Consider the following 23115-nt stretch of genomic DNA (forward strand, 5'->3'; position numbering starts at 1 on the left):
TCACGCCTCCTTGGGGTCGACGGGGGCGGAGGGGCGACGGCGGGAGCCCCGCAGCGGCGGCTTGGCGCCGAGCCGCTTGGGGTCCAGCCCGGACCACGGATGGCCGCTGGCGAAGAACTTGCGGCGGGCGAGGAGCGTCATCAGCGGCTTGGTGAAGAAGAAGACCACGACGACGTCGAGGAGCGTGGTCAGACCGAGGGTGAACGCGAAGCCCTGCACCTTGCCGACGGTGACGATGAAGAGCACCGCGGCGGCGAGGAAGGACACGAAGTCGGAGACCAGGATGGTGCGGCGGGCACGCGGCCAGCCCCGCTCGACGGCCGGGCGCAGCGTCCGGCCCTCTCTGATCTCGTCCCGGATGCGTTCGAAGTAGACGATGAAGGAGTCGGCGGTGATGCCGATCGCGACGATGGCGCCGCAGACGGCCGGCAGGTTCAGCGCGAAGCCGATGGCCTGCCCCAGCAACACCATGATCACGTACGTGAGGATCGCGGAGCACAGGAGGCTGGCGAGGGCGACGAGCGCGAGACCGCGGTAGTAGGCCACCAGGTAGATGATGACCAGGGCGAGGCCGATGGCACCGGCGATGAGACCGGCGCGCAGCTGCTCGCCGCCGAGCGCGGCGGTGACGGTCGTCTCGGTCTCGACGCTGAAGGACAGCGGCAGGGCACCGTAGGACAGCACGTTGGCCAGGTCCTGGGCGCTCTGCTGGGTGAAGCCGCCGGAGATCTCCGCCTGGCCGCCGTTGATCGAGCTGGACACGGAGGGGTCGGAGACGACCTCGCCGTCCAGGACGATCGCGAACTGGTTCTGCGGGGACTGCTTGGTGGCCAGCTGGCCGGTCACGTCGGCGAACTTCTTGGAGCCGCCGGAGGTGAACTTCAGCTGGACGATCCAGCCGCGGCCCTGCTGGCTGTCGAAGACGGCGGAGGCGCTGCTGACGCCGGTGCCCTCGACGGACACCGGGCCGAGGATCTCCTTGGCGGAGCCGTCCTTCTTGCACGCCACGATCGTGTCGGTCGCGGCGGCGCGGGCGGCGGCCTCGCTCGCGGCGGAGCGGCCTTCCTTGGTGGAGCAGTCCAGCGCGTCGAGCTTCTTCTGGAGCGCGGCGACGTCGGCGGGGGCCGGCGAGGGGTTGGTGTCCTGCTTGGACTTGTCGTCCTTCTTGGCGCCCGCGTCGTCCTTGCCCGCGGAGGCGGAGGCGCTCGGGGTGGTGGCGGCATCGGCCTTCAGCGCGTCGGTGACGGCGCGGCCCTGCGTGCTCGCGGAGGGCGAGGGGGAGCCGGACGGCTTGTTCTTGTCGTCCTTGCTCTTGTCACCGCTCTTGTCGCCCTTGTCCTTGCTCCCGGCGGAGGGGCTGGAGTTGGGCTCGGGCGCCTTGGCACCGGGGGCGACGTTCAGCACGGGCCGGAAGCCCAGCTTGGCGGTCGTGCCGACCTGCTGCCTGGCCTGCTCCGCGTTCGTCCCCTTGGGGATGTTCACGACGATGTGGTCGCGGCCCTGCGTCTGAACCTCGGCCTCGCTGACACCGAGGCCGTTGACACGCCGCTCGATGATGCCGACGGCCGTGTTCATATTGGTGTCATTGATCGCATTGGGCTTGCCGGGCTCGTTCTTGGCCTTCAGCGTGAAGCTGGTGCCACCCGCGAGGTCGATACCCAGCCGCGGTGTGGTGCGCCCGGAGGCGAACATTCCCCCGGTGAGCGCCACCATGGCGATCAGGATCAGGGCCAGGACGCGGCCCGGCCTGCCCTGGCCGCCCGGGGACCTGCGGCCCTTCTTCGGTGCTGCCACCTTGTCGTTTCTCCCTGTCCAACCGCCCGGCGTCGGGTGTTTCCCGGACGGCCACGAAGTGTTGTGGGGACCTGCCCCCGCCGGAGCCTAGACCGAAGGGGAACCGCGGCGCACTGATCGGTGAGTGCTCCGCGGTTCCCGGGTGGTGCTACTTGGCGTCGGTGTCGCCCGGCTTGCCGTCCCGCTTGGCGTCCTTGGCCTCGTCCGCGCCCGCCTCGTCGGCCTTCTCGCCCTTGGCGGCCTCGTCCTCGGCGGGGGTGGCCTTGCCGAGGTCGATCTTCGTGTCGGCCGGAGTGTCGGCCTCGGTCAGCGACGACGCGTCGTCCGGGACGACAGGGGTCTCGGACTCGTCGGGCTCGATGCCGTGGACGATGCGGTTGTACTCGTCGTCCTGGAGGACGGCGCCGATGGAGTTCTTCGCGAAGATGGCGTGCACGCCCGGGGCGATCTCGAGGAGGACCGAGTCGTCGTTGACCTCCTTGACGGTGGCGTACATGCCGCCGATCGTCCGCACGCCGGTGCCCGGCTGCATCTGGTCGCGCATCTGGGCCGCCTGGCGCTGCTTGTTCTTTGCCGACCGGGTCATCAGGAACATGGCCCCGATAAGCACGATGAACGGCAGGAGAGTCATGATATTCACGGGACGGGGTTTCCTTCACACGACCACGGAGGCGCGGCCTGGTCTACGGGGGTGGTATGCCGCACCGATACGGACGGCATCGGCGGAGTCTAAGCGAGTCCGCGCCTAGGGAACAACGCTCAGCATGGCACCGGGGTTCCTGACCGGACCAGCCCACGCGCCGTCACGCGTCGAACAGCCCCGGTCCCCCGGCCCCGCCCGCGGGCCGCCGCGGCGCCTCCAGACCGAGGTGCGCCCAGGCCGCGGGCGTGGCGACGCGGCCCCTGGGCGTACGGGCGAGCAGCCCTTCCCGTACGAGGAAGGGCTCGGCGACCTCCTCGACCGTCTCGCGCTCCTCGCCCACGGCGACGGCGAGGGTGGACAGGCCGACGGGGCCGCCGCCGAAGAGCTTGAGCAGCGCGGTCAGCACGGCGCGGTCCAGCCGGTCGAGGCCACGGGCGTCGACCTCGTAGACGGCGAGTGCCTGTGCGGCGATCTCCCGGGTGATGACGCCGTCGGCCTTGACCTGGGCGTAGTCGCGGACGCGGCGCAGGAGGCGGTTGGCGATGCGGGGGGTGCCCCGGGAGCGGCCCGCGATCTCGGCCGCGCCCTCCGCGTCGGTCTCGACGTCGAGCAGGCGGGCCGACCGGTGGATGACCCGCTCGAGCTCGGCGGGGGCGTAGAACTCCATGTGGCCGGTGAAGCCGAAGCGGTCGCGCAGCGGGGGCGGCAGCAGCCCGGCCCGGGTGGTGGCGCCGACGAGGGTGAAGGGCGGCAGCTCCAGGGGGATGGCGGTGGCGCCGGGGCCCTTGCCGACGATGACGTCGACCCGGAAGTCCTCCATCGCCATGTAGAGCATCTCCTCGGCGGGCCGGGACATGCGGTGGATCTCGTCGAGGAAGAGCACCTCGCCCTCGGTGAGGGAGGACAGGATCGCGGCGAGGTCACCGGCGTGCTGGATGGCGGGGCCGGAGGTGATGCGGATGGGGGCGCCCATCTCGGCCGCGATGATCATCGAGAGGGTGGTCTTGCCGAGCCCGGGGGCGCCGGACAGCAGGACGTGGTCGGCCGTGGCGTTACGGGCGCGCGCGGCCTTCAGGACGAGGTCGAGCTGCTCGCGCACGCGCTCCTGGCCGACGAACTCGCCGAGGTCCTTCGGGCGCAGGGCGGCCTCGACGGCCTGGTCCTCGCCGTCGGCGGTGGTGCCGACCAGCCTGTCGGCCGCGGTGGGTGCGGAGTCGTCTTCCCAGTTCACGGGTGGTGCCTCACGATTCGTGACGGTCGAGGTCGGGCGTTTGTCCAAGCCCGTGCGGCGGTTGAGGACCGGGGCCGGGGCCCCGGTCGACGGCTATCGGGTCACCGGGCCCGGTTCAGGGTCTGCAGGGCCGCGCGCAGCAGCTGCCCGACCTGGGGCACGCCGCCCGCGGCGACGGTCGCCTCGGCCTGCGGTGCCACGGCGGTGACCGCCTCGTCCGCCTCCCGGGCCGCGTACCCCAGGCCGACGAGCGCGGCGTGCAGCTGCTCGCGCCAGCCCACCGCCCCCGAGGGGCCGGCGCCCGGTCGCGCGGCGGCGGGGCCGACCGGCTCGCCGAGGCGGTCCTTGAGCTCCAGGAGCAGCTTCTGCGCGCCCTTCTTGCCGATGCCGGGCACGGCGGTGAGCGCCTTCTCGTCACCGGTGGAGACGGCGCGGCGCAGGGCGTCCGGGGAGTGCACGGCGAGCATGGCCTGGGCGAGGCGGGGCCCGACGCCGCTGGCGGTCTGGAGCAGCTCGAAGACCTGCCGCTCGTCGTCGTCGGCGAAGCCGTAGAGGGTGAGGGAGTCCTCGCGCACCACGAGGGAGGTCGCGAGCTTGGCCTCCTGGCCGATCCGGAGGCCGGACAGGGTGTTCGGTGTGCACAGGACGGCCATGCCGATGCCGCCGACCTGGACGACGGCGGTGTCGGGGGCGAGGGCCGCGACCGGGCCGGAGACAAAGGCGATCATGCGCTGCCCTTCAGGGTTCGTACGGCCGCGTCCCGCGGGCGCGTGGTGCGGCGGTGGGCGGCGACGGCCTCCTGGAGGCGGTTGGTCGCGGGGGCCCGCCAGATATGACAGATGGCCAGGGCGAGGGCGTCGGCGGCATCCGCCGGCCTGGGCGGCGCGTCGAGCCGGAGCAGGCGGGTGACCATGGCTCCGACCTGCGCCTTGTCGGCCCGGCCCGAGCCGGTGACGGCGGCCTTGACCTCGCTGGGGGTGTGCAGGGCGACGGGCAGCCCGCGGCGGGCCGCGCAGAGCATGGCGACGGCGCTGGCCTGTGCGGTGCCCATCACCGTGCTCACGTTGTGCTGGCTGAAGACCCGCTCCACGGCCACGAATTCGGGGCGGTGCTCGTCCAGCCACTGCTCCATGCCGCGCTCGACGAGGACGAGGCGGTCGGCGACCTCGGCGTCGGCGGGGGTGCGGACGACGCCCACGCCGAGCATGCGCAGCGGCCGTCCGGCGACGCCCTCGACGACGCCGATGCCGCACCGGGTCAGGCCCGGGTCCACCCCCAGCACCCGCATCGCGTGCCCTCCCCTTCGCCGTACGACCGTGTGTTCCTGCTGCTGTCGCAGGCTATCGGCTGCCACTGACAACGGCGGATCACGCCGACGGGCCGACGGGTGGTGTCCCCGTCGGCCCGTCGGCTGAGCCCGTCGTGCGCGCCTGCGTCAGGCGTCGACCTTGGCCATGACCTCGTCGGAGACGTCGAAGTTGGCGAAGACGTTCTGCACGTCGTCGCTGTCCTCCAGCGCGTCGATCAGCTTGAAGATCTTGCGCGCGCCTTCCTCGTCGAGCTCCACCTGCATGGTGGGCACGAAGTTGGCCTCGGCGGAGTCGTAGTCGATGCCCTGGTCCTGGAGCGCGCTGCGGACCGCGACCATGTCCGTGGCCTCGCTGAGGACCTCGAAGGACTCACCGAGGTCGTTGACCTCCTCGGCACCCGCGTCCAGGACCGCGCCGAGGACGTCGTCCTCGGTGAGCTCGCCCTTGGGGACGATCACGACGCCCTTGCGGTTGAAGAGGTAGGACACCGAGCCCGGGTCGGCCATCGAGCCGCCGTTGCGGGTCATGGCGACGCGGACGTCGGAGGCGGCGCGGTTGCGGTTGTCGGTGAGGCACTCGATGAGCACGGCGACACCGTTCGGGCCGTAGCCCTCGTACATGATCGTCTCGTAGTCGGCACCGCCCGCCTCGAGACCGGCACCGCGCTTGACGGCGCTGTCGATGTTCTTGTTCGGGACCGAGCTCTTCTTCGCCTTCTGGATGGCGTCGAACAGCGTCGGGTTGCCGGCCGGGTCGGCGCCGCCGGTGCGGGCGGCGACCTCGATGTTCTTGATCATCTTCGCGAAGAGCTTGCCGCGCTTGGCGTCGATCACGGCCTTCTTGTGCTTAGTCGTAGCCCATTTAGAGTGGCCGGACATCCGCCTGTCTCCTTCGCGTAACCAAATTCTGAACGAACGACTGTGATCCTACCGGGATCGGCCCACCGGTCTCCCAACCACCACCCCTCACGCAGCGGTGACGCACACGCCCCTGCCGCCCGGGGCGAGCCCCGCACGGGCGTGCCGACGGGCCATCTCCACGAACAGCGCGTGCACGCGGTGGTCGCCGGTGAGCTCCGGGTGGAAGGACGTCGCGAGCACATTGCCCTGCCGCACGGCGACGGTGTGGCCGTCGTAGGTGGCGAGCACCTCGGCGCTCGCGCCGACGGACTCGACCCAGGGGGCGCGGATGAAGACGCCCTCGACGGGGCCGCCCTCGATGCCGGAGACCTCGACGGACGCCTCGAAGGACTCGTTCTGGCGGCCGAAGGCGTTGCGGCGCACGATCATGTCGATCCCGCCCAGCGTCTCCTGGTCCTCCCGGCCGCCCAGGAGCTTGTCCGCGACCATGATCATGCCGGCGCAGGTGCCGTAGACGGGCAGCCCGGCCCGTACGCGCTCGCGCAGCGGCTCGAGCATCCCGAAGGCGACGGCCAGCTTGGACATAGTGGTGGACTCGCCACCGGGGATCACCAGGCCGTCGAGGCCGTCAAGTTCCTCGGGGCGGCGGACCGGGCGCGCGACGGCGTCGGCCGCGGCGAGAGCGATCAGGTGCTCGCGGACGTCACCCTGGAGGGCAAGTACGCCGATGACGGGGCTGTCGGCGGTGGACACGGTGAGTACCTCTCAACACGGGACGGCCGGTGGGCGGCCCGCAGCTGCGGGCCGCCCACCGTTCAGGTTCGGGACGACGGGACTACCAACCGCGGTTGGCGTAGCGCTCCGACTCGGGAAGGGTGTCGCAGTTGATGCCGACCATGGCCTCGCCCAGGTTGCGGGACACGTCCGCGATGACGCTCGGGTCGTCGTAGAAGGTGGTGGCCTTCACGATCGCCGCGGCGCGCTTGGCCGGGTCACCGGACTTGAAGATGCCGGAGCCGACGAACACGCCCTCCGCGCCGAGCTGGCGCATCAGCGCGGCGTCGGCGGGGGTGGCGACACCACCGGCGGAGAACAGCACGACCGGCAGCTTGCCGAGCTCGGCGACCTCCTTGACGAGCTCGTACGGGGCGCGCAGCTCCTTGGCGGCGGCGTACAGCTCGTTGTTGTCGTAGCCGCGCAGGCGGGCGATCTCGCCCTTGATCTGACGCAGGTGGCGCACGGCCTCCACGACGTTGCCGGTGCCGGCCTCGCCCTTCGAGCGGATCATGGCCGCGCCCTCGGCGATCCGGCGGAGCGCCTCGCCCAGGTTGGTGGCACCGCAGACGAAGGGGGTGGTGAAGGCCCACTTGTCGCTGTGGTTGACCTCGTCGGCCGGGGTGAGCACCTCGGACTCGTCGATGTAGTCGACGCCGAGGGACTGGAGCACCTGGGCCTCGACGAAGTGCCCGATGCGGGACTTGGCCATCACCGGGATGGAGACCGCGTCGATGATGCCGTCGATCATGTCCGGGTCGGACATCCGGGCCACGCCGCCGTCCTTGCGGATGTCCGCGGGCACCCGCTCCAGGGCCATGACCGCGACCGCGCCCGCGTCCTCGGCGATCTTGGCTTCCTCGGGCGTGACGACGTCCATGATCACACCGCCCTTGAGCTGCTCGGCCATGCCGCGCTTGACGCGCGCGGTGCCGGTCTCGGGGGTGGTGGTGCTGGGGGACGTGCTGGACACGTTGTGACCTCGCTATCAAGGGCGGTGATGCTGCTCCCTCATACAAGCGGCCACCTCGGCCCGGGAAAAAGGGCCAATCCGAGGCCGGTGGCTTGTCAGGGCGGCCGTGACAGGCGGATTCGCCCCGGCCGGGCCGCCTCGGGCCCGGCGCCGCAGGGCCCGCGGGTCAGTCGTGGGCCCCGGCGCCCAGCGCGACCGGCGGCTCGTCGTCCATCTCGAAGGCGAGCGGGAACGGCGCGTGGCCCGCCAGCCGGAACCACCGCACCACCCGGTGCGTACGGACCGCCCGCGCGGCGCGGACCGCGTCGTTGTGGAAGCGGCGGGCCATGGGCACCCTGCGGACCGCCGCGGTCAGCTCCCCGAGCGACTCCTCGCCGCCGGGCGCCGCCCGCACCGCCTCGACCTGCGGCGCCTCGGCGAACACCGCGCGCAGCGCCTGGCTCAGTTCGCTCTCGGCGACCTCGCGGTGCTCCTCCTCCGCCTGCCGGGCGGCGTGCGCGGCCTGGTAGAGCACGATCGAGGCGGCCGGGTCGAGGACCCCGGCGGTGGCGAGCTCCTGGGCGACCGAGGCGCGCCGCAGCAGCTGCGCGTCCAGCGCGGCGCGCGCGGCGTCGATGCGGCTGTGCAGGCGGTCGAGCCGGCCGGCGGTCCAGCTCAGATAGACGCCGATGACGACGAGCGCGGCGACGATCCAGATCAAAGTGGTCACGCGGGCCCACGTTACCGCTCACCGCCCGGCCGGCCCCGCGCCCGGCTTGAACGTGACGGTCCGTCGCGCCCGCGCCGGGCGCCCCCGACCGCTCCACCCAGGGGTGGAGCGGCGGCCGCGAACATCCACCCGGACTCGACCCTGGCGCCGATCCGCCTCCACCCGGGCCGCGCCTAACTTCGGGAGCAGGACGCCACACCCACGGAGGCACCTCATGGAATCGCACTCCAGGCGAGCCCTGCTCGTCCCCCTGGCCGTCAATATCGTGCTGCCGCTCGCGGTGTATTACATACTGCGGGCGCAGGGCGCGGCCCAGTGGCAGGCCCTCCTGCTCAGCAGTGTGGTCCCGGCCGCCCACGCGCTCGGCACGGCCGTCCTCCGCCGGCGCCTCGAATTCTTCGACCTGTTCGTCGTGGGGCTGCTCGCCGTCTCGGCCGCGACCTCACTGATCAGCGGGAACCCACGGGTGCTGCTGCTGAAGGACGCCGCGCTGCCCGCGCTGCTGGGGCTGTGGATCCTGGCCACGCTCCTCGCGGCACGGCCCTTCGCGTTCCGGTTCGGCGAGCGCCTGCGCACCGGAGCCGCGCTGGAGGACGCCGAGCGCGCCTGGCACGAGATGCCGGAGTACCGCAGCGCCCTGCGCGGGCTCACCACCCTCTGGGGCTGCGTGCAGCTCCTCGACGCGGCCCTGAGCACGGTGCTGGCGCTGACGCTGCCGGTCGACGTGGTGCCGCTGGTCGGGCGGATACAGTCCTTCACCCTGCTGGGCCTGGTGATCGTGGCCACGGTGCGGCGCAGCAGGCGCTTCCGGGCCCAGCACGGCCGGTCCCTGTTCGGCACGGCCGGTCCCGGCAACCGGGAGCACCTGGAAGAGGCGCCCAGCAGGGTCTGAGCGAGGGCCTCGGGGCCCCGCCGTCAGTCCCTCGCCAGTCCGAAGCGGGCGAAGAGGCCGGTGCGTTCGTCGGCGGCGACCGAAGCCGCACCGGCCGTCACCGTCTCGTAGACCGCCAGGATGTCCGCGCCGACCCTCGACCAGTCGAAGCGGCGTACGTGCTTGCTGCCCCGCTCGCTGAGCCCCGCCCGGTGCGCGGGGTCGCCCAGCAGCCGTACGGCGGCGGCGGCCAGCGCGTCCGCGTCCTCGTTGGCGAACAGCTCGCCCGCCGAGCCCTGGTCGAGGACCTGCGCGAAGGCGTCCAGATCGCTGGCGAGGACGGCCGCGCCCGCCGACATCGCCTCGACGAGGATGATGCCGAAGGACTCACCACCGGTGTTCGGCGCCACATAGACATCGACGCTGCGCAGCAGCCGTGCCTTGTCCTCGTCGCTGACCATGCCGAGGAATTCGACGCGGGCCCGCATCTCCCGGGGCAGGCTCGCGACGGCCTCCTCCTCGTCGCCCCGCCCGGCCACCAGCAGCCGGGCGCCGGGGCACTCCGCGAGGATCTTCGGCAGGGCGCGCATCAGGACGGGCAGGCCCTTGCGGGGCTCGTCGATGCGGCCCATGAAGCCGATGGTCGGGGCACCCGGAGTGCCCTGCCACTCCTCCTTGGGCTCGGCGCGGGCGAAGAAGTCCACGTCGACGCCGTTGGGGATGACGACGGCGTCGCCGCCCAGGTGCTCGACGAGCGTCCTGCGGGCGTATTCGCTCACCGCGATCCGCGCGCTGATCTTCTCCAGCGCCGGCTGGAGGATCGGATAGGCCGCGATCATCGCGCGCGAGCGCGGATTGGAGGTGTGGAAGGTCGCCACGATCGGGCCCTGCGCGGCCCAGCAGGTCAGCAGGCCCAGCGAGGGGGAGGTGGGTTCATGGATGTGGATGACGTCGAAGTCGCCGTCGTGCAGCCAGCGGCGCACCCGGGCGGCCGACAGGAAGCCGAAGTTCAGCCGCGCCACCGACCCGTTGTAGGGCACGGGCACGGCGCGGCCCGCCGAGACGACGAAGGGCGGCAGCGGCGTCTCGTCGTCCGCCGGGGCCAGCACCGACACCTCGTGGCCCAGCCGGATGAGGTGCTCGGCCAGGTCCCGGATGTGGAACTGGACGCCGCCGGGGACGTCCCACGAATAAGGACAGACGATCCCGATCCTCAAGGCTTCTCCGTTCCGGAGCTCTTGTCGGTGGGCTCATCATCGCGCCGATCGAGGTCGGCGAGCCACAGTCGCTGGAGCATATGCCAGTCCTGCGGGTGCTCGGCGATGCCCGAGGCGAAGGCGTCCGCGAGCTGCTGGGTCATCACGGCGGCCCTCTCCGCCCGGGTGCCCGTCTCGGGCACCTCGACCGGCGCGTGGATGCGCCCCCGCATCACGGGCGAGCTGTCGTACCAGAGGGTCACCGGCAGCAGCAGGGCACCGGTCTGCACCGCCAGCATCGCCGGCCCCGCGGGCATCTTCGCCGCCTCGCCGAAGAACTTGACCTCTATCCCGGAGGAGGAGAGATCACGGTCGGCCACCAGACAGACCAGCCCCCCGGCGCGCAGCCGCCGCGCGAGCGTCCCGAAGGCGCTGCCACCCGCGTGCGGCAGGACCTCCATGCCGAGCCCCTCGCGGTAGGCCACGAAGCGGTCGTAGAGGGACTCGGGCTTGAGCCGCTCGGCGACCGTGGTGAAGGGGACCCCGAGCCGGGTGGTCACCCAGGCGCCCGCGAGGTCGTAGTTGCCCATGTGGGGCAGGGCCAGCACCACGCCGCGGCCACTGGCCAGCGCCTCCTCCAGGCGGTGCAGGTCCTCGGCGGAGAAGCCGTTGCGGATGCGCTCCTCGCTCCAGGCAGGCAGCCGGAAGGACTCCATCCAGTAGCGCATGTACGAGCGCATGCCCGCCCGCGAGAGCCGGGCCAGGCGGTCCGGGGACGCGTCGGGCAGCACCCGGGCGAGATTGGCCTCCAGGCGCAGCACGCCCTTGCCGCGCCGCTTCCAGACCGTGTCCGCGATCCGCTGCCCCAGCCCGACGGCGAGGGGCTCGGGAAGCCGCTTGACCGTGCCCCAGCCGAGCCCGTAGAGGGCGTCGGTCAGCTTCTCCCTCACGCTGACGCGTCCCCCCGGTCCTCCGCCCCGGCCGCGACGGCGTCCGCCTCGGCGGCCTCCCGGCGCACGGTCACCACGCGCTGGATCAGCGTGACCAGGCTTCCGACGGCGACGATCCACAGCGCGACGGGCAGCAGGTACTGGATCCCGGGGACGCCGAACTTGTGCAGCCCGGCGAAGCCGCAGGCCACCAGCGAGATCACGAGCCGCTCGGCGCGCTCGACCAGGCCGTTGACGTTCACCGGCAGCCCGATGCTCTCGCCGCGCGCCTTGGTGTACGACACCACCTGCCCACTGGCCAGGCAGAAGATCGTCACCGCGCACAGGGTGAGGCTGTCGCCCCGCCCGGCGTACCACAGGGCCAGACCGCCGAAGATCGCCGCGTCCGCGACGCGGTCGAGCGTCGAGTCCAGGAAGGCGCCCCAGCGGCTGGAGCGGCCGAGCTGGCGGGCCATGTTGCCGTCGACCAGGTCGGAGAAGACGAACAGCGTGATGACGACCGTGCCCCAGAAGAACTCGCCCTGGGGGTAGAAGACCAGCGCGCCCGCCATCACGCCGCCGGTCCCGATGAGGGTGACCGCGTCGGGGCTGACGCCCAGGCGGATGAGCAGGGCGGCGAACGGCGTGAGAACACGCGTGAAGAACGCACGCGCGTACTTGTTCAGCATGGCCTTCCCGGAGGGTCGTGGCGGGCCGCGTGGTCAGGAGGCCACCGGCTGGCCCATCGTAGCCAGGCGGCCGGGGGCCGCCGCGCACGCATCACTCCACCCCGCCCCCGTCCCCCTCGCCGCGGGCGCGCCACGGTACGGCCACGACCCGTTCCCTGCCCGTTTCCGGGCCGTTTCCGGCCAAGCGCGCCCACCACCGGGGAACCGCTTCCGGTATACGCCTCCGTGTGCGATGTATGGACGCAGCGTTACCGCAGTGGAAAGCTCGAAGTACCGCAGGTGTCGACCGGGAGGCGGGACACATGGGCGAGAAGACGGGCACATATCCAGGGGCCGCGGGCAGGGCGGTGTCGGCCGACCGGCCGGGTCAAGTGCGCAACGTGGTGCTGGTCGGCCACAGCGGCTCCGGAAAGACGACGCTGGTGGAGGCGCTGGCCCTGGCGACCGGGGCCGTCAACCGGGCCGGACGCGTCGAGGACGGCGGCGCGCTCTCCGACTACGACGAGATCGAGCACCGCCAGCAGCGCTCCGTACAGCTGTCCCTGGTCCCCGTGGAATGGGCCGGGATCAAGATCAACCTCTTGGACGCACCCGGCTACGCCGACTTCGTCGGCGAGCTGAGGGCCGGTCTGCGCGCCGCGGACGCGGCCCTCTTCGTCGTCTCCGCGGCGGAGGGCACCGAGGGCATCACCGGCGCCACCCGCATGGTCTGGGAGGAGTGCGCCGCCGTCGGCATGCCCCGCGCGATCGTGATCACCCACCTGGAGGCCGCGCGCGCCGACTTCGAGACGATGACCGAGACCTGCCGCACCGCCTTCGGCGACGACTCCCCGGACCGCGTGCTGCCGCTGTACCTCCCCCTGCACGGCCCCGAGGGACCCGACGGCCACCGCACCGTCGCGGGCCTGACCGGCCTCCTCTCCCGGAGCGTCTTCGACTACTCCTCGGGCGAGCGCGCCGAGACCGCACCCGGCCCCGACCAGCTCCCGCTCATCGACGAGGCCCGCAACCGGCTCATCGAGGGGATCATCGCCGAGAGCGAGGACGAGACCCTCATGGACCGCTATCTGAGCGGCGAGGAGATCGACGTCAAGACCCTGATCGAGGACCTCGAACGCGCGGTGGCACGCGGCACCTTCCACCCCGTCCTCGCCGCCGCCCCCGCCCAGGAGGGCGCCCGCCAGGGCCTCGGCACCGTCGAGCTGCTGGAGCTGATCACCGGCGGCTTCCCCACCCCCCTGGAGCGCACGGCCCCCACCGTCACCACCCCCGACGGCCGCCCGCACGCCCCCCTCGCCTGCGACCCCTCAGGCCCCCTCGCCGCAGAAGTGATCAAGACGTCCTCCGACCCCTACGTCGGCCGGATCTCGCTCGTCCGCGTCTTCTCCGGCACCCTGCGCCCCGACGAGACCGTGCACGTCTCCGGCCACGGCCTGGAGGACCGCGGCCACGAGGACCACGACGTGGACGAGCGCGTCGGCGCCCTCTCCTCCCCCTTCGGCAAACACCAGCGCCAGCTGGGCCAGGCCATCGCCGGGGACATCGCCTGCGTCGCCAAGCTCGGCCACGCCGAGACCGGCGACACCCTCTCCGCCAGGAACGACCCGCTCCTGATGGAGCCCTGGCAGATGCCCGACCCCCTGCTGCCCGTGGCCATCCAGGCCCACAGCAAGGCCGACGAGGACAAGCTCTCCCAGGGCCTCGCCCGCCTCGTCGCCGAGGACCCCACCATGCGGCTGGAGCAGAACCAGCACACCCACCAGGTCGTCCTGTGGTGCCTCGGCGAGGCCCACCGCGACGTCGCCCTGGAACGGCTGCGCACCCGCTACGGCGTACGCGTCGACACCGTCCCCCACAAGGTCTCCCTCCGCGAGACCTTCGGCTCGAAGGCGACCGGCCGCGGCCGGCACGTCAAACAGTCCGGCGGCCACGGCCAGTACGCCATCTGCGAGATCGAGGTCGAACCCCTCCCCGGCGGCTCCGGCATCGAATTCGTCGACAAGGTCGTGGGCGGCGCCGTCCCCCGCCAGTTCATCCCCTCCGTCGAGAAGGGCGTACGGGCCCAGGCCGCCCGCGGCGTCGCCGCCGGATACCCCCTCGTCGACGTCCGGATCACCCTCCTCGACGGCAAGGCCCACTCCGTCGACTCCTCCGACGCCGCCTTCCAGACCGCCGGCGCCCTCGCCCTCCGCGAAGCCGCCGCCGACACCCGCATCCACCTCCTCGAACCCGTCGCCGAGATGGAGATCCTCGTCTCCGACGACTACGTCGGCCCCGTCATGAGCGACCTCTCCGGCCGCCGCGGCCGCGTCGTCGGCACCGAGCAGTCCGGCAGCGGCCGCACCCTCGTACGGGCCGAGGTCCCCGAGATCGAGATCGGGCGGTACGCCGTGGACCTGCGCTCCCTCTCCCACGGCACCGGCCGCTTCACCCGCTCCTACGCCCGCCACGAACCGATGCCCCCGCAGCTCGCCGAGCGCATCGGCGAACTCACCGAGAACGGAGCATAGTTCGCAAGCCGCCCGCCCCAACTCACCGGAGGCGGGCGGCTTTGCGATCTCCGGCGACATCCGGCACCTCGCCCGGATACGCTGGATACGCGGACCAACACGTATGACACGGGCGGCCGTCGGAAGCGGCCGCGTCATCGGGCATGCGCGGCATTGGGGGCAGCAGTGGCAGCAGGGGATCCGTTCGACTTCAGCCCGGGTGCGCAGATCCCGCTCTCGGGCTCCTCCGGGCAGACCGCCGCGACCCAGGCGCTCGCCTCCGCCGCCTACCGCGACGGCCCCGTCGACAAGCTCCTCGACGCCAACTCCGACTGGGCCACCTCCGAGGTCAAGCCGCCCCGCATATCGCTGTTCGAGCCCAACCTGGGCGAGGCCTTCTCCCGCGCCGTGCAGCTCCGCGTGCTCGGCGGCGGCCGCAAACCCCTCATCCAGTCCTTCGGCCTCGACCCCCAGCCCGTCGTCGAGCACTGCCTGGCCGCCAGCCGCATCCGCAAACAGCGCGACATCCGGCTCACCGTCATCATGCTCGTCGCCGGCGTGCTCTTCCTCCCCGGCGTCCTCCTGTGGCTCGGCGCCTTCCAGCTGCGCCGCTCCTTCGCGGGCGCGCAGAACAAGAAGGCCGGCGCGCTCGCCATGGCCCTCCTCGCGGCCCTCGGCATCGGCGCGGTCATCTTCATGATCAAGCTGCCGTTCCACGGCTTCTGGGGCATCTACCTCCGCGCCATGCTCATCGCCCCCCTCATCGGCGGCTTCCTCGCCCACCGCGTCTGCGAGAACACCGCCAAGGACCTCCGCGACCGCTGGACCGGCCTGCTCTCCGGCGGCGGCATCGGCGCGAAGATCCCGGAAGCCGTGCCCAAGAACCCCGGCGAGACCGCCGCCGAGCGCCTGCGCCAGTCCCTGGAACGGCTCTCCGCCGAACAGCACAGCAACGTCGTCTTCTACGCGGGCCCCAAGGGCATACTCGGCATGGGCACCCGCTGGGGCAGCTGGCAGCTCGCCGAGGAACTCGTCCCCGCCGACCCCGAGAAGGAGATCAACCCCTTCCGCAGCTGGGACGTCATCCGCGCCATCCACGACCAGCTCCGCCTGCTGGAGCGCAGCCCCCTGCACACCGGCGGCTTCCCCACCCCGGCCGTCGAGCACTGGGTGGTCTCCCCCGTCGGCGAGGGCGCGGGCGCCGTCTCCCGCCCCGAAGGCACCGACGGCTTCCAGATACGGGGCGCGGAGCTCCAGAAGATCTGCAACGAGCAGCAGTTCGGCGCGGGCAGCAGGCACTATCTCGGCGTGCAGTTCGTCCTCTGGGACGGCCAGCTGGTGATCACCCTCCTGATCACCGTCACCGTCCTGCACAAGACCCTGCGCATCGAGGTCACCGGCCACGCCCTCGGCCCCGTCCACGGCCTCTTCATGGGCAAGCCCTCACCCCGCACCAAGACCGTCACCAAGACCGTCAAATTCTGGGAGACCCGCACCCGGAACCTGTCGATCGTGCCCGCCAAGGAAGTCGTCCGGCTCGCCGCCCGCGCCCCCCTCACCTGGTACCCGCCCCTGCTGGAGTTCTGGGGCGGCAAGCTCGTCCTGCCCGAGCCCTTCGGCCTGCGCCACGCCTGGGCCGACAAGCCCTGGCGCCACCGCTTCATGGCCGACGACGCGCTGCGCGCCACCACCCCCGTCCTCCGCGTCGTCCACGAGGCCGCGCTCCGCGTCCTCGCGGAGAACGGCGTGAACACCGAGCGCTTCGCCGGCCGCGCCATGAACCTCAGCGGCGCCGTCCAGGACCCCCAGCCGCGCGCGGCCGACGTCTACAACGCCTGAGCCGGTGGGGCGCCCCCGAGCAGGCGCCCCACCCGACCCGCCTGACCCGCCGTCAACCGCCGGGCCTCACCGGAAGATCCCGGTGTGGCCCAGCGAATACCGCCCCGGCTGCGGATAGACGGCCAGCCCGTGCGGCCCCGCGCCCACCGGGATCTTCGCGATCAGATGCCCGTCACTGGTGTCGATCGCGTACACCTCCGAGTCATAACGCCCGGACAGCCACAGCACCTTGCCGTCCGCCGACACCCCGCCCATGTCCGGACTGCCGCCGCCCGGCAGCTCCCACTTCTCCACCAGCTTCCGGCTCGGCAGGTCCAGCACCGAGATCGACCCCTCGCCCCGGTTGGAGATGTACATCGACTTCGAGTCCCGGCTGACGTACAGCCCGTGCGCCCCCTTGCCCGTGGGCATCAGCCACGGCTCCGTGAACTTGTCACCGTCCAGCACCCAGATGCCGTCCGCCATCATGTCCGCGATGTACCACGTCCTGCCGTCCGAGGAGATCTTCACGTCCTGCGGCATGGCCCCGTCGAACGGCAGCTTCTGCTGACCGATGACCTTCATCTTCGCCGTGTCGACCTTGAGCAGCTCCCCCGAGAACTCGCACGAGACGATGAAGTACTTCCCGTCCGGCGAGAAGTCCGCGTGGTTGACCCCCTTGCACTTCACCGGCTCCGTCTTCTTCCGCCTCATCGTGTGCGCGTCCCGGAAGACCAGCTCCCGGTCCATCGACGCCATCACCACCGCGTACTTGCCGTCGGGCGTGAAGTAGAGGTTGTACGGATCGTGCACGTCGACCGGCTTCCCCGCCTTGCCGGTCGCCGGGTCGATGGGCGTCAGGGTGTGCCCCCGGTCGTTGTTGACCCACAGCGTCTTCAGGTCCCACGACGGCACCACGTGCTGCGGCTGGGCCCCCACCGGGATCGTCTCGATCACCTTGTACGTCTTGGGGTCGATGACGCTGACCGAGTCCGACTCCGTATTGGGCACATACACCCGCGACGGGAAGTCCTTCACCACCGGCGAGAGCAGATTCGGCCGGTCCGCCGCGTACAGGTCGTGCGGATCCAGCAGCGGCGGCATCCCCGGCAGCCCCTGCGGAGCCGCCTGCGCCTTCCGGTGCGTGCCCTCGCGCGGATGCGCGTCGGCCGCCTCGTCACCGGAATCCCCGCCGCAGCCGGAGACCAGGAGAGCACCGGCGGTGACACACAGGAGGGCCAGGCGGGCACCACGGAAACGGGACCGGAGAGGGGAGCGACGGCAGTGTCGGTCGTGCGAGGACTGGATCATCGGGTCAGCAGCTCCGTAGTCGTCACCGCACGCAGACCGCGGCGGTGCAGGCCGTCGAGGATCGCGGGCAGCGCGGCCACCGTGCCGTCGTGCCCGAAGTGCAGGCTCACGACCGACCCGGGCCGCACCGCGCCCAGCACCGTACGCCGGACCTCCTCCGCGCCGGGGTCGGTGAAGTCGAGGGAGTCCACGTCGTAGGAGAGGACGTGCTGATAACCGGCCTTGCGCGCCAGCCCGGCCACCCGGTCGGTGGCGAACTGCGCGCGCGACGGCCGGAACCAGCGCCCGATCCCGCCCGTCAGCCGGCGCAGCCGGTCCGCGCACCGGGTGATCTCCGCATAGGCGTCGGCCTCGCCCATCGCCGAGATGTCGAGGTGGCGCATGGTGTGATTGCCCAGCTCGTGACCGCCGTCGAGGATCCGGTGCGCCATCTCGGGGTGGGCGTCGAGCCACTCGCCGACCGCGAGCACGGTCACCCGCGCCCCGGCCCGCTCGGCCTCCCCCAGCAGCCCGGTCGCGGACCGCGGGTCGCCCTGGCCGTGAAAGGTGAGCGCCACGGCCGTGCCGGTACGGGGGCCGTGCTCGATCTGGACGGGCAGCCCCGCCGGGAGCACGGGCAGGGCGGACGGCGATCCGGGAGGCCGCGGCGGCGCCGTCGCCCGTACGGACGGGTCGGCGGCCCGGGAGCCGGTGGACCCGTCGTTCCGGCCGCAGCCCACGGCGGCCGCCCCGGCGAGGGCGCCACCGGCGGCCGCGCGCAACACGGTGCGGCGGTGAAGGAAGGTCACCGCTCCATTAGAACTTCTTGTTATTAAGACTTTGGGAGATTTGCCCGCTTTTCACGGACGCGTGTCACCGTCCGCCCGGGTATACGGGTGAACCCGGCCGCCTCAGGAACCGGCGGGCCAGACGTCCGCGAGCATCTTGCGGGTGTCCGCAAGCAGTTGGGGCAGCACCTTGGTGTGGCCCACGACCGGCATGAAATTGGTGTCCCCGCCCCAGCGCGGAACCACGTGCTGGTGCAGGTGGGCGGCGATGCCCGCGCCCGCGGCGTCACCCTGGTTCATGCCGATGTTGAAGCCGTGCGCACCGGAGGCCGCGCGCAGCGCGGCCATCGCCCGCTTGGTGAAGTCGGCGAGCTCCAGCGTCTCGGCCTCGTCGAGCTCGGTGTAGTCGGCGACATGGCGGAACGGGACGACCATGAGGTGTCCGCCGTTGTAGGGATAAAGATTCAGCACCGCGTAGACGCGCTCGCCGCGCGCGACGATCAAGCCGTCCTCGTCGGACTTGGCCGGAATCGAGCAGAACGGACAGCCGTCACCGGCGCCCGGGCCGCTCGGCTTGTTCTCCCCTTGGATGTACGCCATCCGGTGGGGCGTCCACAGGCGCTGGAACGCGTCCGGGGACCCTACTCCGATCTGCTGCTCCGGCTCAGTCGTCATGGTGAGCAGCATATTCCCCGGGGCGGGGCGGCATACGACGAGGGGCGACCCTGATGGGCCGCCCCTCTTGCCCCCGCGAGTGCGGGGAAACGCATCAGACCTGAACGCGGCGCTCTACGACGTCCACGAGCTTGGCGATCGCCTGGTCAACCGGGATGCCGTTCTCCTGCGACCCGTCGCGGTAGCGGAAGGACACCGCACCGTTGGCGACGTCCTCGTCACCCGCGATGACCATGAACGGCACCTTGGACTTCTGAGCGTTACGGATCTTCTTCTGCATCCGGTCCGACGAGGCGTCGACCTCGACCCGCAGACCCTTCTTCTTCGCCTCGGCGGCGAACTCCTGCAGGTACTCGACGTGCGCGTCACCGATCGGAATGCCGACCGCCTGCACCGGGGCCAGCCACGCCGGGAACGCGCCCGCGTAGTGCTCCAGCAGGACCGCGAAGAAGCGCTCGATCGAACCGAAGAGCGCACGGTGGATCATGACCGGACGCTGCTTGGTGCCGTCGGCCGCCGTGTACTCGAGGTCGAAACGCTCGGGCAGGTTGAAGTCCAGCTGAATGGTGCTCATCTGCCACGTACGACCGATGGCGTCCCGCGTCTGCACCGAGATCTTCGGGCCGTAGAAGGCCGCGCCGCCCGGGTCGGCGACCAGTTCGAGGCCCTGCTTCTCGGCCACCTTGCGCAGGGTCTCGGTGGCCTCCTCCCAAGTCTCATCGCTCCCGACAAACTTCTCCGGGTCCTTGGTGGACAGCTCCAGGTAGAAGTCGTTCAGGCCGTAGTCGCGCAGCAGGTCGAGCACGAAGGTGAGCGTCGTGTCGAGCTCCTCCGCCATCTGCTCGCGGGTGCAGTAGATGTGCGCGTCGTCCTGCGTGAAGCCACGGGCACGGGTCAGGCCGTGGACGACGCCCGACTTCTCGTAGCGGTAGACCGTACCGAACTCGAACAACCTCAAGGGCAGCTCACGGTACGAGCGGCCACGCGCGTCGAAGATCAGGTTGTGCATCGGGCAGTTCATGGGCTTGAGGTAGTAGTCCGTGCCCGCGTCGAGCTGCATGGGGGGGTACATGCCGTCGGCGTACCAGTCCAGGTGGCCGCTCTTCTCGAAGAGGGCGCCCTTGGTGGCGTGCGGGGTGTAGACGAACTCGTACCCCTCTTCCTCGTGCCGCTTGCGCGAGTAGTCCTCCATGACCCGGCGGATGATGCCACCGCGCGGGTGAAAGACCGCGAGACCCGAGCCGATCTCGTCCGGGATGGAGAAGAGGTCCAGCTCGGAGCCCAGCTTGCGGTGGTCGCGCTTCTCGGCCTCCGCCAGGAACTCCAGGTGTGCCTTCAGCTCGTCCTTCGACGGCCAGGCGGTGCCGTAGATGCGCTGGAGCATCGGGTTTTTCTCGCTGCCCCGCCAGTACGCGGCGGCGTTGCGCATGAGCTTGAACGCCGGGATGAACCGCGTGGTCGGCAGGTGCGGACCACGGCAGAGGTCGCGCCAGCACAGCTCGCCCGTCTTCGGGTCGAGGTTGTCGTAGATGGTCAGCTCGCCCGCGCCCACCTCGACGTCCGCGCCGTCGTCGTGCGAGGCGGAGCCCTTGAGGCCGATCAGCTCCAGCTTGTACGGCTCGTCGGCGAGCTCCTCGCGGGCGGCCTCGTCGGTGACCACGCGGCGGGAGAACTTCTGGCCCCGCTTCTGGATCTCCTGCATGCGCTTCTCGATGGCCTTGAGGTCATCGGGGTGGAAGGGCTTCTCGACGTCGAAGTCGTAGTAGAAGCCGTCCTTGACCGGCGGGCCGATGCCCAGCTTGGCCTCGGGGAAGAGCTCCTGCACGGCCTGCGCCATGACGTGCGCGGTGGAGTGGCGCAGGATGTCCAGGCCGTCCTTGGAGGAGATCTCGACGGGCTCGATCTCCTCGCCGTCGACGACGACGTACGCGAGGTCCTTCAGCTCGCCCGCGATGCGTGCGGCGACGATGGTGCGCTCCCCGGCGAACAGGTCGGCGGCAGTAGTGCCCGTCGTCACCACGCGCTCTTCCCGCTCGGAATCGCGATGGATGATCACACGGACGTCTGACACCGGTCTCTCCTGACTCAGGGGGCGCGACAGTGGACACTGCGCGCCTGAATCGTACCGAGCCCGGCCCCTTGGTCGCGAAACGGTTTGCCACCGCGTACGGAGGGCCCGGGAACCGGGCCGGTCACTCGCCCTCGCAGGCCTCCTCGAAGAAGTCCGGATTCTCCTGCAGCGTCTTGAGCAGGCGGTCCCGCTCGGCGTCGTCCACGGTCACGGGCATGACGCCGGCCGCGTCCGCCAGCCGCCGGAAGCCGCCCCGGCTCTCCAGCCGTCCGCTCACCCGGACCGGCAGCCCCAGCAGGTGCGCGTGGCCCGCGATGCGGTAGTCGTCCTCGCCGAGGGCGATCCGCACCTGGGTCACCTCCGCTCCGGTGAGGACCCGGAGCCGTACCACTCCCGCCCCGCCGGGCCGGTCGCGGCGCATCCGCACCACGGCGCCGGTGAGCCGTACGGGCACCGAGGGTTCGTTGCGGACGTAGCGGGCGCCCGCCTCGCGGAGTACGGGCAGGTCTCCGGGCGAGAACTCCACCGGCTCGGGGTGCGCGGCGAAGCCCTCGGGCGGTCCCGTCGTCGGCGACCAGTGCAGGTCCATGCGGATGCCCTCGGAGCCGCGTACGAGCGTGATGATCGCCTCGGTCAGCTCCTGGCACACCCCCGCCTCGACGGCGGACTCGAATGCCTCCCGGCCCCCGGTGGCGCGCTGGTAGTCGGTGGCGTCCCGGGCCGCGTAGAGGGCGCGGAGCAGGGCGGTGGTGACCGGGCGGCCGCCGCCTTCCTCGGATCCGACGGGCAGGAAGACGGTCAGCTCCCGGCCGCCGGGCGCGGGCCCGACCAGCAGCCGGTCCAGGGCGGCCTCCGCGCGACGGCGGTGGCGGGCGCCGTGGTAGCCGGCCGGTTCATGGGCGGCGAGGGCGGCGGCGAGCAGCATCGCCCGCGCCCCGGCCCGTAACCGCTCCTGTGCCGCCCAGACGGCGGCCGGGACGCCGGGGTCGGGCACCTCGCGCCGCCAGCGGATCTCGTCGCCCGGCACGCGCAGGGACAGGAGGATGTCGCGCGCGGAGGGGGCGGGGCTGCGTTCGAGGGCGGTGAGCGCCTCGGTGAGCAGGTCGGCGCTGTCGGGGTAGCCGCGGCTCTCGGGGAGCAGCAGGCTGGTGCCGGTGCCGTCGGGCGGGGTCCAGCGGCTGTACGCGCCGGGGGTGCCGCCGCGCCGCCGCCAGCCGTGGCGGGCGAGGAGGGCGCCGAGGACGGCGGGGTCGGGAGGGGTGGGGGGTCGTGCGGAGCGGTGGCTCGGCCGGTGCATCAGGGTCTCCCTCCCGCCCCGACCCGCGTCATGATCTCGCAGAGCGCACGGTCGTCGAAGATGCGTGTGGTGGGGATGCGCACGGTGGTCCTGCTCCTGCCGGTCACCGGGTGTCCGGCGAGGTTGGTCCAGTAGCAGCAGTGCCGTAGTTCGAGGTTGTCGTGTCCGGCGCGGATCCAGTCGTCGCGGGCGCGGGGCACGATCATCACGACGAGGATCTTGTGGACCGAGACGGGGGTGCGGGCGAGCTTGGCCAGGTGGTCGTTGTCGAGGGTGAAGGCGAAGGTCGGGGCGGGCTGCGGGGGTGGGCGGGGGTCGAGCCGGTCGGTGGGGCGGGTGGTGCCCGGTGGTCTGGCCGGGCGGGGGTCGGGGCGGGCGGGCAGCCGGGGGCCCAGCTGATAGGTGCATTTGAGCTGGACCTTGATGGTGACTTCGTCGTCGACGGTGTGGCCGGGGGCGCTGTGGCTGACGTGCCAGTCGATGCCGTAGTCGGGGAAGGGCTGGGCCAGGGAGCAGCCGGCCGCCGCGGCGACCGCGTGCAGATAGCCGACCTGGAGCGTCTCCATGCAGGCGGTGGTGGCGAGTGCGCCGCGCGTGGGCTCGGGCGGTCCTGGCCGGTCGCGCCTTCCGTTCGCGGGGGCCGGCCCGCCCCGTTCGGGCCGCGGGAACGCCATGTCCGAATCCCTCCGGGCGTCGTCGGACCCTCCG

The 23115-nt window shown here is 71.7% G+C and carries 21 protein-coding genes; 3 read left to right on the top strand and 18 right to left on the bottom strand.

The window, feature by feature from the left end; translation table 11 throughout:
• From secD to ABD269_RS34580, 9 genes are all read right to left on the bottom strand, one after another.
• Window positions 1–1794 (bottom strand): protein translocase subunit SecD, encoded by a 1794-nt coding sequence (gene secD / locus ABD269_RS34540; protein ID WP_301888962.1) that lies wholly within the window; start codon window positions 1792–1794, stop codon window positions 1–3.
• A gap of 148 nt (window positions 1795–1942) precedes the next feature.
• A complete protein-coding gene (gene yajC, locus ABD269_RS34545) occupies window positions 1943–2434 on the bottom strand; it encodes a preprotein translocase subunit YajC (RefSeq protein ID WP_301888960.1) in 492 nt (163 codons plus the stop codon).
• 163 nt (window positions 2435–2597) lie between these two features.
• Entirely contained in the window at window positions 2598–3668 is a 1071-nt protein-coding gene (gene ruvB, locus ABD269_RS34550) for a Holliday junction branch migration DNA helicase RuvB (RefSeq protein ID WP_301888958.1), read from the bottom strand.
• A gap of 101 nt (window positions 3669–3769) precedes the next feature.
• Window positions 3770–4396, bottom strand: a complete 627-nt coding sequence (ruvA, locus tag ABD269_RS34555) for a Holliday junction branch migration protein RuvA (RefSeq protein WP_344124508.1) — start codon at window positions 4394–4396, stop codon at window positions 3770–3772.
• Window positions 4393–4956, bottom strand: coding sequence for a crossover junction endodeoxyribonuclease RuvC (gene ruvC / locus ABD269_RS34560; protein WP_344124559.1), 564 nt, complete (start codon window positions 4954–4956; stop codon window positions 4393–4395). The genes ruvA and ruvC overlap by 4 nt, the downstream gene beginning before the upstream one ends.
• Window positions 4957–5103: 147 nt before the next feature.
• Complete coding sequence (locus ABD269_RS34565; protein WP_301888954.1) at window positions 5104–5856, bottom strand: YebC/PmpR family DNA-binding transcriptional regulator; 753 nt, start codon at window positions 5854–5856, stop codon at window positions 5104–5106.
• A gap of 87 nt (window positions 5857–5943) precedes the next feature.
• Complete coding sequence (gene pdxT / locus ABD269_RS34570) at window positions 5944–6591, bottom strand: pyridoxal 5'-phosphate synthase glutaminase subunit PdxT (protein ID WP_344124511.1); 648 nt, start codon at window positions 6589–6591, stop codon at window positions 5944–5946.
• Window positions 6592–6673: 82 nt separating this feature from the next.
• A complete protein-coding gene (pdxS, locus tag ABD269_RS34575) occupies window positions 6674–7585 on the bottom strand; it encodes a pyridoxal 5'-phosphate synthase lyase subunit PdxS (protein ID WP_301888952.1) in 912 nt (303 codons plus the stop codon).
• Between the two features lie 166 nt (window positions 7586–7751).
• A complete protein-coding gene (locus ABD269_RS34580) occupies window positions 7752–8294 on the bottom strand; it encodes a LemA family protein (protein ID WP_116210756.1) in 543 nt (180 codons plus the stop codon).
• 214 nt (window positions 8295–8508) lie between these two features.
• On the opposite strand from ABD269_RS34580, the gene ABD269_RS34585 reads away from it, so the two are divergent.
• The gene (locus ABD269_RS34585; protein ID WP_301888951.1) at window positions 8509–9186 is read left to right on the top strand and encodes a VC0807 family protein; all 678 of its coding nucleotides are present in this window, start codon (window positions 8509–8511) and stop codon (window positions 9184–9186) included.
• 23 nt (window positions 9187–9209) lie between these two features.
• On the opposite strand, the gene ABD269_RS34590 is transcribed toward ABD269_RS34585, so the two are convergent.
• The 3 genes from ABD269_RS34590 to pgsA are packed head-to-tail and all read right to left on the bottom strand — an operon-like array spanning window position 9210 to window position 11979.
• Entirely contained in the window at window positions 9210–10382 is a 1173-nt protein-coding gene (locus ABD269_RS34590) for a glycosyltransferase family 4 protein (RefSeq protein WP_301888950.1), read from the bottom strand.
• A complete protein-coding gene (locus tag ABD269_RS34595; RefSeq protein WP_301888948.1) occupies window positions 10379–11311 on the bottom strand; it encodes a phosphatidylinositol mannoside acyltransferase in 933 nt (310 codons plus the stop codon). Before ABD269_RS34595 ends, ABD269_RS34590 begins: the two co-directional genes overlap by 4 nt.
• On the bottom strand, window positions 11308–11979 hold the full coding sequence (gene pgsA, locus ABD269_RS34600; protein WP_301888947.1) for a phosphatidylinositol phosphate synthase: 672 nt from the start codon (window positions 11977–11979) through the stop codon (window positions 11308–11310). Before pgsA ends, ABD269_RS34595 begins: the two co-directional genes overlap by 4 nt.
• A 302-nt stretch (window positions 11980–12281) precedes the next feature.
• On the opposite strand from pgsA, the gene ABD269_RS34605 reads away from it, so the two are divergent.
• Both ABD269_RS34605 and ABD269_RS34610 read left to right on the top strand, forming a co-directional pair.
• Window positions 12282–14489, top strand: a complete 2208-nt coding sequence (locus ABD269_RS34605; protein WP_344124516.1) for an elongation factor G-like protein EF-G2 — start codon at window positions 12282–12284, stop codon at window positions 14487–14489.
• A gap of 165 nt (window positions 14490–14654) precedes the next feature.
• Window positions 14655–16307, top strand: a complete 1653-nt coding sequence (locus tag ABD269_RS34610) for a hypothetical protein (RefSeq protein ID WP_344124518.1) — start codon at window positions 14655–14657, stop codon at window positions 16305–16307.
• 66 nt (window positions 16308–16373) lie between these two features.
• Here ABD269_RS34610 and ABD269_RS34615 read toward each other — a convergent pair whose 3' ends face one another.
• The 6 genes from ABD269_RS34615 to ABD269_RS34640 all read right to left on the bottom strand — a co-directional run bounded on the left by ABD269_RS34615 (window position 16374) and on the right by ABD269_RS34640 (window position 23081).
• A complete protein-coding gene (locus ABD269_RS34615; RefSeq protein ID WP_344124520.1) occupies window positions 16374–17597 on the bottom strand; it encodes a YVTN family beta-propeller repeat protein in 1224 nt (407 codons plus the stop codon).
• Window positions 17594–18385, bottom strand: coding sequence for a polysaccharide deacetylase family protein (locus ABD269_RS34620; RefSeq protein ID WP_344124522.1), 792 nt, complete (start codon window positions 18383–18385; stop codon window positions 17594–17596). The genes ABD269_RS34615 and ABD269_RS34620 overlap by 4 nt, the downstream gene beginning before the upstream one ends.
• 102 nt (window positions 18386–18487) lie before the next feature.
• Window positions 18488–19051 (bottom strand): HIT family protein, encoded by a 564-nt coding sequence (locus ABD269_RS34625; RefSeq protein ID WP_301888941.1) that lies wholly within the window; start codon window positions 19049–19051, stop codon window positions 18488–18490.
• A gap of 82 nt (window positions 19052–19133) precedes the next feature.
• Window positions 19134–21110: a threonine--tRNA ligase gene (gene thrS, locus ABD269_RS34630; RefSeq protein ID WP_344124525.1), complete on the bottom strand. Its 1977-nt coding sequence runs from the start codon at window positions 21108–21110 to the stop codon at window positions 19134–19136.
• Between the two features lie 121 nt (window positions 21111–21231).
• On the bottom strand, window positions 21232–22407 hold the full coding sequence (locus tag ABD269_RS34635; RefSeq protein ID WP_344124527.1) for a hypothetical protein: 1176 nt from the start codon (window positions 22405–22407) through the stop codon (window positions 21232–21234).
• Complete coding sequence (locus ABD269_RS34640; RefSeq protein WP_301888936.1) at window positions 22407–23081, bottom strand: DUF4365 domain-containing protein; 675 nt, start codon at window positions 23079–23081, stop codon at window positions 22407–22409. Before ABD269_RS34640 ends, ABD269_RS34635 begins: the two co-directional genes overlap by 1 nt.
• Window positions 23082–23115 lie beyond the last annotated feature (34 nt).

Source organism: Streptomyces blastmyceticus (assembly GCF_039521185.1).
In the GTDB taxonomy this organism is placed as follows: domain Bacteria; phylum Actinomycetota; class Actinomycetes; order Streptomycetales; family Streptomycetaceae; genus Streptomyces; species Streptomyces blastmyceticus.

Excerpts from the sequence above, each read along its gene's own strand:
- ruvA (WP_344124508.1), bottom strand. The coding sequence starts at position 4,396 with ATGATCGCCTTTGTCTCCGGCCCGGTCGCGGCCCTCGCCCCCGACACC.
- ruvC (WP_344124559.1), bottom strand. The coding sequence starts at position 4,956 with ATGCGGGTGCTGGGGGTGGACCCGGGCCTGACCCGGTGCGGCATCGGC.
- ABD269_RS34565 (WP_301888954.1), bottom strand. The coding sequence starts at position 5,856 with ATGTCCGGCCACTCTAAATGGGCTACGACTAAGCACAAGAAGGCCGTG.
- ABD269_RS34585 (WP_301888951.1), top strand. The coding sequence starts at position 8,509 with ATGGAATCGCACTCCAGGCGAGCCCTGCTCGTCCCCCTGGCCGTCAAT.
- pgsA (WP_301888947.1), bottom strand. The coding sequence starts at position 11,979 with ATGCTGAACAAGTACGCGCGTGCGTTCTTCACGCGTGTTCTCACGCCG.
- ABD269_RS34605 (WP_344124516.1), top strand. The coding sequence starts at position 12,282 with ATGGGCGAGAAGACGGGCACATATCCAGGGGCCGCGGGCAGGGCGGTG.
- ABD269_RS34615 (WP_344124520.1), bottom strand. The coding sequence starts at position 17,597 with ATGATCCAGTCCTCGCACGACCGACACTGCCGTCGCTCCCCTCTCCGG.
- ABD269_RS34625 (WP_301888941.1), bottom strand. The coding sequence starts at position 19,051 with ATGCTGCTCACCATGACGACTGAGCCGGAGCAGCAGATCGGAGTAGGG.
- ABD269_RS34635 (WP_344124527.1), bottom strand. The coding sequence starts at position 22,407 with ATGCACCGGCCGAGCCACCGCTCCGCACGACCCCCCACCCCTCCCGAC.
- ABD269_RS34640 (WP_301888936.1), bottom strand. The coding sequence starts at position 23,081 with ATGGCGTTCCCGCGGCCCGAACGGGGCGGGCCGGCCCCCGCGAACGGA.